Source organism: Caulobacter sp. P1_B12_2, from assembly GCF_056406675.1.
Genome location: NZ_JBFTZS010000168.1, coordinates 1 through 9,077, shown reverse-complemented (window position 1 = coordinate 9,077; position 9,077 = coordinate 1). Strand labels below are relative to the sequence as shown.

Genomic DNA, 9,077 nt, shown 5'->3' with positions numbered 1-9,077 from the left:
GTCCTTGACTCGGTCAGACGCCAGAGCTCCGATCCGCCAAGGTCTTAAGGCGCGGCCTGTCCGCTGAGGCGGACAGGCGCGGAGGGCGCAAGGCGGGAAACATCCTCGCCTGTCGGTTCTCACGATCCCGAACCGTCCTAGGCCCAACACACCCCCGACGGAGCTCCCCATGTCCTTCCAAGCCTATCTCGACWCCATCCAGGCCAAGACCGGCCTCGACGCCCAGGGCCTGAAGGCCGCGGCCGACGCGGTCGGACTGTCGGACGGCGGGGTGCTGAAGCCCGGCGTGAAGGCCGGCCAGGTCGTGGACTGGGGCAAGGGCCAGCTGGGGCTGGGCCATGGGCACGCCATGGCGATCTACGCCCTGCTGTCGGGCAAGCGCGGTCCGGGCGACTGAGGGCCGCCGCCATGGGCGCTCGGGCGTGATCTCTTTCACAAGGGCGGGAATGACGGTTGAAGGGATGGTTCTGAGAGTGGACGAGCCGTCCCAAAGGCGCCGACCCCGATAACCCTAGCCCGCGATCGGCGACAGGGCCTTCAGCTCGTCCAGGCCCTTGACGCTGTTCTTGGCCCAGGTCTCGATCTGGCGGCTRAAGTCCTGGCGGTTGGTGACCCGGTTGCGCCACTCCATGGTGAAGTCGTCGATCGTGCGGCTGTCGACCGCCCGCCCCAGCAGGGAGCCGGTCAGCGAGTCCCGCGCCTCGACCACCAGGGTGGCGCCGCCGGCGTCGCGGCTGTAGCTGCGCACGATCCCGGGGCTGTCGGTGTCGGGCGAGGTGACGGTGATGTCGATCAGGGCCGTGCGCACCCGCAGGACGTCGGCCGCCGGGTCGGTGACCACGGGATACCCGCCGGCCGTGTAGGCCTTCTGCAGGATTTCGCCGGCGCCCTTGCGGCCCTCGTCGGCCATGCGGGCGACGTCCCTGTCGGACACCCGCAGCGACGAGCTCGCCGAGGAATTGTTGTAGTCGCGCTGCCAGTTCTTCTCGAAGGCGATATCGGTCGGGTCGAGGATCACCTTGGTGTAGCCGCGGAAGTCGGCGCCGGGCCGCAGATAGACCAGCTCGAACTTCTTGGCCTTGACCTTGACCAGCCCGTCCCACTCGGCCGGCGGCTTGGCCGCCAGCGCGGGTTCGGCGGCGGCCGCCATCGCGAAGCTGGTGAGCGCCAGGGCGGCGAAATGACGTCTGTCCATTGTTGGGCTCCGGATCCTGATCCGTCGCGACGATCCGGCGAAGGCCCTGAGGTGTCTATCGGCGCAAACCCTGGGTTTGGAGGGGAAGCTACTCAGGCGGGCGATGGAGGGACGGCCGGACGCCCCCTCCGTCATGTCGCGTATCCGCGCCATGCCACCTCCCCCGTTTCACGGGTGAGGAGATGGAGAGGCCGGCTTCTCCTCACCCGCGAAGCGGGGGAGGTGGCGCGAGGCGCAGCCTCGTGACGGAGGGGGCGTCAGGCCTTCAGTCCTCGGGGTCGTAGACCTCGTCGCCCTTGTCGTACATCAGGTCGGTGGCCACGAAGTCGAGGGCGTCCTCGGGGTCGGTGAACGACAGCTCCGACACGGTCTGGTCGCGCACCGAGATGCCGGCCTTGTGCACGCTTTCCGGGTCGCCGGTGATCAGCGGATGCCAGTCGGGCAGGGTCTTGCCCTCGTGCAGCCGGCGATAGGCGCAGGACGGCGGCATCCACTCCAGGGTCTCGATATTGTGCGGCGTCAGCTTGATGCAGTCGGGCACGGTCTTGCGGCGGTTGGGATAGTCCTTGCAGGTGCAGCGGTGCTCGTCGAACAGCTGGCAATGCACCCGGGTGGGGATGATCTCGCCGGTGTCTTCGTCTTCGAAGCGAACCAGGCAGCAAAGGCCGCAGCCGTCGCATAGACTCTCCCACTCGGGGACGGTCATCTGGTTTAGGGACTTCGTCTCCCAGAAAGGTTTGCGCGCCATCATCGCGGCGTCCTAAACCCAATTTACGCTGAGACCAAACGTCACCGTGGGGCCGACTTGAACGACTGGACGCTGCCGCCCTACCGCTTCGAGGACAAGTCGGCGGGCCAGGAGCCCGCGCGGCCGCCGGAATTCGGCTCCGTTCCGCCCTCGCCGCCCCCGCCGCAGCCGCCCCGCGGGCCCGAACCGGAAGAGCCCTTCCGCGCGGATTTGAAGCACGCCAAGGCCAGGCGCGGCCGCTGGATCTGGTGGACCCTGGCCGTGGTCGTGCTGCTGGGCCTGGTCACCGCCGCCTCGGGCGCCGGTTATGTCTGGTGGAAGTACCTGCGCGACACCCCCGCCCTGCCCACGCGCGAGTCGCTGTTCGCCGTGAACCGCGCGCCGGGCATCCGGTTCGAGGACCGCAACGGCCAGGTGATCGCCACCCGCGGTCCGCGCTACGGCCAGCGGATCACCCTGGCCGGCGTGCCAAACTACCTGCCGCTGGCCTTCCTGGCGGCCGAGGACAAGCGCTTCTACAAGCACGGGGCCATCGACCCCTATGGCATCGCCCGCGCGGCTTACGTCAACCATCGGGCCGGCCGCACCGTGCAGGGCGCCTCGACCCTGAGCCAGCAACTGGCCAAAGGCCTGTTCCTGACGCCCGACCGCACGGTCCGGCGCAAGCTGCAGGAAATGCTGATGGCCCACCGGCTGGAGCGGATCCTGACCAAGGACGAGGTGCTGGAGCTGTATCTGAACCGGGTGTTCTTCGGGGCCAACACCTTCGGCGTCGACGGCGCCAGCCGCACCTATTTCGGCAAGCCGGCCAGCCAGCTGACCTTGTCGGAGGCCGCCCTGCTGGCCAGCCTGCCCAAGGCCCCCTCGCGCCTGGCCCTGACCCGCGACATGTCCGGCGCCCTGGCCCGCTCGCGCCTGGTCCTGGCCAATATGCGCAAGGAGGGCTGGATCACCGCCGAGCAGGAGAGCCGGGCCCTGGACGACACCCCAAGGCTGTCGCCCTTGGCCATCCAGGACGAGGGCGACTACGGCTGGGTGCTGGACTACGCCACCAACGAGGCCGTGCGCATCGCCGGCCAGAACGCTCCCGACCTGGTGGTGCGGCTGACCATCGACCCGCGCCTGCAGCACGTGGGCGTCGAGACCGTCCGCCAGGCCATCGCCATCGGCGGCGAGAACGCCGGGGCCCGCCAGGCGGCCCTGCTGTCGCTGTCGGCCGACGGGGCCGTGCGGGCCATGGTGGGCGGCACCGACTACATCGAAAGCCCGTTCAACCGCGCCGTCCAGGCCCGCCGCCAGCCGGGCTCCACCTTCAAGCCGTTCGTCTACGCCGCCGCCCTGGAGAAGGGCGTACTGCCCACCGACATCCGCGTGGACGGCCCCGTGCGGTTCGGCGACTGGAAGCCCGAGAACTACGCCGGCGGCTATCGCGGCCCGATGACCGTGCAGGACGCCCTGGTCAATTCGATCAACACCATCGCCGTCAAGCTGGCCCAGGAGGCCGGCGGTCCGGCGATCGGCGACCTGGCCCGGCGGTTCGGAATCACCAGCCTGCCCTCCAACCCCGACCTGTCGGTGGCGCTGGGGGCCTATGAGGTGAACCTGCTGCAGATGACCTCGGGCTTCCAGGTGTTCCAGCAGGGCGGCGTGCGGATCGAGCCCTATGTGATCGAGAGCATCGCCACCCAGGGCGGCCAGCCGATCTTCACCCACACCGTCCCCGCCACGGCGCCCAGCGTCTACGACATCAGCAAGGCCAGCATGATGGTCAAGATGATGAAGAAGGTCGTCGAGGTCGGCACCGCCAAGCGGGCGGCGTTCGGCTGGCCGGCGGCGGGCAAGACCGGCACCAGCCAGAACTGGCGCGACGCCTGGTTCGTGGGCTTCACCCCCGACTACGTCACCGGCGTCTGGGTGGGCAACGACGACGACAAGCCGATGAACAAGGTGGTCGGCGGCGACATTCCGGCCAGCATCTGGCGGCGCTACATGCTGGCCGCCCACGAGGGGCTGGCGGTGCGCGACTTTCCCTGGCTGCTGCCCGACCCGGAGCCGCTGTCCACGCCCGATCCCCGCAACGGCTTCTACGAGACCCTCGGCGCCGAGTTCGCCCGCACGGCCTCGGAACTGGAGCCGGTCGTCGTCGCTCCGGAGGCCCCGGTCGCCGCGCCGGCCCCGGCGCCGGAGCAGTTGCCGTATTAGGGATCGACGCATCGACCCAGAAGCGAGCGGAGTGCGCCAGCCTCTCCTCACCCGCGCAGCGGGGGAGGTGGCGCGATGCGGATACGCATCGTGACGGAGGGGGCGTCCGCCCACCGCACGACGCCCCCTCCGTCTCGCCGCTGCGCGCCGAGCCACCTCCCCCGTTTCACGGGTGAGGAGAAGCGCGCATCCTCAGACGTCCGACGAGAGCCGAACTTCAGCCCCTCACGAGGCGTCGATGAAGCCCTTGGCCCGCAACTTCAGGGGGCCGGCGCGCGGGTCGTCCTCGAAGATCAGACCGCCCTTGGCCGACGATTGCTCCGGGATGTAGTCGAAGGTGGCGGTGGCTGTTTCGGCCTCTGGGTCCTCGCCCAACACCCCCTCGATCACCACCTGGGCGACGGGCTGGCCGCCGTGGTTGATGGCTTCCACCTGGGCCAGGAAGCCGTAGGGCGAGGGGTGGACCGCGACCAGCCGCACCTCGATGGACGGCGGCGAGGCCACGCCGAACACCACGTCCCAGGCGGTCAGCCCCACCACCGAGACGGCCAGCACCAGGCCCACGGCGGCGGACGCCCATTCCAGCGGCGGAATGTGGCCGGCCGGCGGCGCCTTGGCGGCCGTGGATCGGGTCGGGGTCTTGCGCGCCSGGGCCATCAGACGACGAGCCTGGCGGTGGCGGCGCCCAGGGCGGCGGGGAAACCGAGGACGATGGTCATGGTGGCGATCTCGTGCGGCGCGACGCCGTCGGTGCGGCCGAACACCCACAGCAGGTACAGGCTGATCAGCAGCGCCACGCCGTAGCCGGGGGCGGTGAAGGAAACGAAGGTGCGCAACAGGCTGCCGGCCTCGCGCCGCCGGGTCTCGCCCGCGAAGCCCAGGCCGTAGACGAACAGGTGCAGCAGGCTGATGGACAGCACCGCCAGCAGCAGGGCCCGCACCGGACCGATCTGGTAGGCGATCAGGATCATCTCCTCGGTGGGCGCGACGTTGAACGCCAGGAACATCGCGCCCACCGCCATCAGGAACAGTTCGCCCAGCGGCCCCGCGGCGGCCTTCTCCTGTTGACCCAGAGCGCGCTCGCCGAACTGCTTGCCGGCCAGCAGGGCCCCGATGGCCGCGGGCGCGGCGCAGAGGGCGATCTTGCCGAGGGCGTCCTGCGACAGCAGGTCGTCGAACCGCAGCACGCCGAACAGGGCCAATAGCCCCGCCGACAGCAGGAAGCCGACCGCGAAGGCGGCCAGGGCGTCCAGCAGTTCATCCTTGAGCTGAAAGGTCGGCTCGAAGCCCGCGTAGTACGACAGGCCCAGCAGCATCGGCAGGGTCGTCAGCAAGAAGACCAGCAGCTTGACGCGCTCGATGGTCACGCCCAGCGACCACATCTCCATGGTCATCAGCAGCGGAAACGCGAAGAGCAGCGCGCCGCCGAAGGCTCGGGCCAACGCCCGGCCGTAGGTGGCGTTCGAGTTCACGGCGAAGCCTCCCGAGCAATGACCTCCAGCCAACGGCCCGGCTTGCGGCGGGTTCCTGGGTTACGGGTCCGCACGCTTTCTCGACGCCCCGAAAAACCCTGAAAACCGGCCCAATGTGCGCTTACACATATCGATAATCGATCTAGGAATATCGACTTTCGATGAGCAACGTTATAATACTTACAGGCCCGCAAGGATTCCGACTCAGATCACCAAGTTCTTTGAACCCCGATACTATAGTCAAGCTTACATATCGGCGTTTTTTCTACACCTCATTGCCATGCTGACACCTAAAAGACCTATTCTCGCCTCATTCCAGCATCAGCCGTTGCTTGGATGTGACAGGTCTCCGACATATTGATTACATAACGGCGTCCGCGATTGACGGGCGTCTTTGGCGGCTCCTATCCCAACGGCAACCGGGGACGGAGGTCTTCCGGGAAACCTGAAGCTGACAGGGCGATGGGACGGGCGGGTCGACGAGACCGGACTCGGAGCGCCCGGAGGGACCGACATGAAATTGCACATCACCCGCGGGCGTCTGCTCGCGACGACGATGATCGCGGGCGCCGCGACCTTCGCCGCCTTCGCCGCTCAAGCTCAAGACGCCGCCCAGGCGACCGCCCCGGCCGACAATGAAGTCGAAGCCGTCGTCGTCACCGGTTCGCTGCTGCGCCGCACCGACACCGCGACCCCGTCGCCGGTCACCGTCCAGACGACCGAAGCGCTGAAGGCCCAGGGCATCACGACGATCGCCGACGCCATCCGCAGCCTGTCGGCCGACAACTCCGGTTCGATCCCCGCCGCCTTCGGCAACGGCTTCGCCGCCGGCTCGACCGGCGTGTCGCTGCGCGGCCTGTCGGTCAACTCGACCCTGGTCATGATCGACGGCCTGCGCAACGCCAACTACCCGCTGGCCGACGACGGCCAGAAGGCGTTCGTCGACCTCAACTCGATCCCGTTCAACGCGGTCGAGCGCATCGAGACCCTGAAGGACGGCGCCTCGTCGCTGTACGGCGCCGACGCCATCGGCGGCGTGGTCAACATCATCATGAAGACCAACTACCAGGGCATGAGCGCCGACGCCTCGATCGGCGCCAGCCAGCACGGCGGCGGCGACCAGTACCGCTTCAACGCCGACTTCGGCTACGGCGACCTGGATACCGACAAGTACAACCTGTACGGCGACTTCGAGTACCAGCTGGACAAGCGCATCCGCATCGACCAGCGCGGCTTCCCGTTCAACACCAACGACCTGACCTCGATCCCCGGCGGCCAGAACAACAACCCGCAGGCCGGCGGCAGCACCTTCTACGGCAACGTCAAGCCGGCCATCCTGACCGAAGCCGGCAACCTGGCCAGCGGCCAGGCCATCGGCGGCGTGGGCAACGAGTGGCGTCCGCTGCGCAGCTGCGCCCCCGACGCCCCGCTGACCCAGGACCCGCGCCTGGACGACGACACCGGCCAGTCGATCGGCAGCTACTGCGCCCAGAACATCGCCACCTTCGGCGACATTCAGCCCAAGCAGGAGCGCATCGCCACCTACGGTCGCTTCACGATCAAGCCGAACGACAACATCGAGGCCTACCTGTCGGGCAGCTTCGTGCAGAGCAAGACCTCGGTGACCGGCACCCCGGTCAACATCTCGTCCAGCACGCCGCATAACCTGAGCAACATCGTCCTGCCGATCACCCTGACCGACGGCTCCCTGAACCCGAACAACCCGTTCGCGGCGGCCGGTCAGTACGCCCTGATCAAGTACCGCTTCAGCGACCTGCCGGCCGACGCCGAGTTCACCAACCGCATGGCCCGCATGGTCGCCGGCGTGAAGGGCAACACCCATGACTGGGACTACCAGGCCAACCTGGTGCTCGCTCACGGCTGGCTGGAAAGCGCCCAGAACGGCTTCGTCAGCTACGACAACCTGATCAAGGTGATCGCCGACGGTTCGTACAACTTCATCGACCCGTCCAAGAACAGCGCCGCGGTCCGCAAGGCCCTGTCGCCGACCCTGGCCAAGACCTCGACCTCGGACCTGGACTCGGTCAGCTTCCAGGCGTCGCGCAGCGTGTTCACCCTGCCGGGCGGCGACGCTCAGCTGGGTCTGGGCGGCGAGTTCCGCTACGAAGCCACCAACGATCCGGCCCTGAACCCGACCAACGACGCCCAGGGCCTGGGCAACGCCAAGACCATCGGCAACCGCACCGTCGCCTCGGCCTTCGCCGAGCTGGGCATGCCGATCGTCGACCAACTGGAAGTCAACGTCTCGGGTCGCTACGACCACTATTCCGACTTCGGTGACAACTTCTCGCCGAAGCTGGGCGTGAAGTTCAGCCCCACCAAGGAAATCGCCATCCGCGGTACGGTGTCGAAGGGCTTCCGGGCGCCCAGCTTCTCGGAATCGGGCGACTCCGCCGCCCAGGGCTTCACGACGTTCTCGTTCGACGACGCCTCGTTCGACGCCTTCCGCGCCGCCCACGGCGACAACGAGTACACCAAGGACTACTCGCTCTCGCAGATCACCACGGCCAACCCGGACCTGAAGCCGGAAAAGTCGACCAGCTACACGTTCGGCGCGGTGTGGGCTCCCACGCGTAACTTCAGCGTTTCGCTGGACTACTACCACATCAAGAAGACCGACGTGATCGCCCAGGCCGCTCCGGGCGTGGCGCTGGACGCCTACTATACGGGCCAGCCCATCCCGGCCGGCTACACCGTCGTCGCCGACGCGGTGGACCCGGATCACCCGACCGCCCAGCGCCGCGTGCTGTCGATCGCCTCGCCCTACATCAACGCCGACTCGCYGGTCACCAGCGGTCTGGACCTCAACGTCCAGGCCAGCTTCTACCTGCCGTACGACGTGAAGTGGACGACCAACCTCGACGCCACCACCCTGTTCGACTTCAAGTACACGCAGGACGGCACGACCTACAACTACGTCGGCAAGGAAGCGCCGTACGCCCTGTCGTCGGGCGCCGGCACCCCGAAGAACCGCCTGTCGTGGTCCAACACCGTCGAGCACGGTCCCATCCACGTGACCGGCACGATGAACTATGTCAGCGGCATGCGCGAAGTCGACGACAGCGCCGCCAACGGCTGCCTGTACGGCGACGACGACTTCTACTGCCGCGTGAAGTCGTTCACGACGGTGGACCTGACCGGCGCCTACGACGTGACCGAAAAGGCCAGCGTCTACGCCGACGTCATGAACCTGTTCGACGCCGGCCCGATGTTCAACCCGGCCAACTACGCCGCGGTGAACTGGAACCCGACCTACTCGCAGTCGGGCATCGTGGGCCGCTACTTCCGGGTGGGCGTCCGCCTGAAGTACTAGCGTCCAAGAGATCTCGCGTACGGGGGCATCAGTTCGCCCCCGATGAGGTGGAAAGGGGTCGTCCGAAAGGACGGCCCCTTTTTCTTTCGCCTGGGGACACGCCCTTGCGGCGTGTCCCCAAACTCG

The 9,077-nt window shown here is 67.8% G+C and carries 7 protein-coding genes and 1 pseudogene; 3 read left to right on the top strand and 5 right to left on the bottom strand.

The genetic code is table 11. The features are described 5' to 3' along the window. Positions 1-169: 169 nt before the first annotated feature. Positions 170-397, top strand: a complete 228-nt coding sequence (locus AC1DZ6_RS12305; RefSeq protein WP_477097460.1) for a DUF4287 domain-containing protein — start codon at positions 170-172, stop codon at positions 395-397. A gap of 114 nt (positions 398-511) precedes the next feature. On the opposite strand, the gene AC1DZ6_RS12300 is transcribed toward AC1DZ6_RS12305, so the two are convergent. After that, positions 512-1,195 carry a DUF3313 family protein gene (locus AC1DZ6_RS12300; RefSeq protein WP_477097459.1) on the bottom strand — a complete coding sequence of 228 codons (684 nt, stop codon included), beginning with the start codon at positions 1,193-1,195 and terminating at the stop codon, positions 512-514. A 265-nt stretch (positions 1,196-1,460) separates the two neighbouring features. Further along, the gene (locus AC1DZ6_RS12295; RefSeq protein WP_477097458.1) at positions 1,461-1,946 is read right to left on the bottom strand and encodes a YcgN family cysteine cluster protein; all 486 of its coding nucleotides are present in this window, start codon (positions 1,944-1,946) and stop codon (positions 1,461-1,463) included. A 54-nt stretch (positions 1,947-2,000) separates the two neighbouring features. Between AC1DZ6_RS12295 and pbpC the strand changes: the two genes are divergently transcribed. After that, on the top strand, positions 2,001-4,145 hold the full coding sequence (gene pbpC, locus AC1DZ6_RS12290; protein ID WP_477097457.1) for a multimodular transpeptidase-transglycosylase PbpC: 2,145 nt from the start codon (positions 2,001-2,003) through the stop codon (positions 4,143-4,145). A 27-nt stretch (positions 4,146-4,172) separates the two neighbouring features. On the opposite strand, the pseudogene AC1DZ6_RS12285 reads toward pbpC, so the two are convergent. The 3 genes and pseudogenes from AC1DZ6_RS12285 to AC1DZ6_RS12275 all read right to left on the bottom strand — a co-directional run. Further along, positions 4,173-4,259 (bottom strand): annotated as a pseudogene (locus AC1DZ6_RS12285) (hypothetical protein); the annotation flags it as partial. Between the two features lie 111 nt (positions 4,260-4,370). Further along, positions 4,371-4,802 (bottom strand): hypothetical protein, encoded by a 432-nt coding sequence (locus tag AC1DZ6_RS12280; protein ID WP_477097456.1) that lies wholly within the window; start codon positions 4,800-4,802, stop codon positions 4,371-4,373. Beyond that, positions 4,802-5,617 carry a TIGR02587 family membrane protein gene (locus AC1DZ6_RS12275; RefSeq protein ID WP_477097455.1) on the bottom strand — a complete coding sequence of 272 codons (816 nt, stop codon included), beginning with the start codon at positions 5,615-5,617 and terminating at the stop codon, positions 4,802-4,804. Before AC1DZ6_RS12275 ends, AC1DZ6_RS12280 begins: the two co-directional genes overlap by 1 nt. A gap of 514 nt (positions 5,618-6,131) precedes the next feature. On the opposite strand from AC1DZ6_RS12275, the gene AC1DZ6_RS12270 reads away from it, so the two are divergent. Continuing rightward, complete coding sequence (locus AC1DZ6_RS12270) at positions 6,132-8,951, top strand: TonB-dependent receptor (RefSeq protein ID WP_477097454.1); 2,820 nt, start codon at positions 6,132-6,134, stop codon at positions 8,949-8,951. The last annotated feature ends 126 nt before the right edge of the window (positions 8,952-9,077 follow it).

Bases quoted from the DNA above. Each gene is read 5' to 3' on its own strand.
- AC1DZ6_RS12295 (WP_477097458.1), bottom strand. From the start codon at position 1,946: ATGATGGCGCGCAAACCTTTCTGGGAGACGAAGTCCCTAAACCAGATG.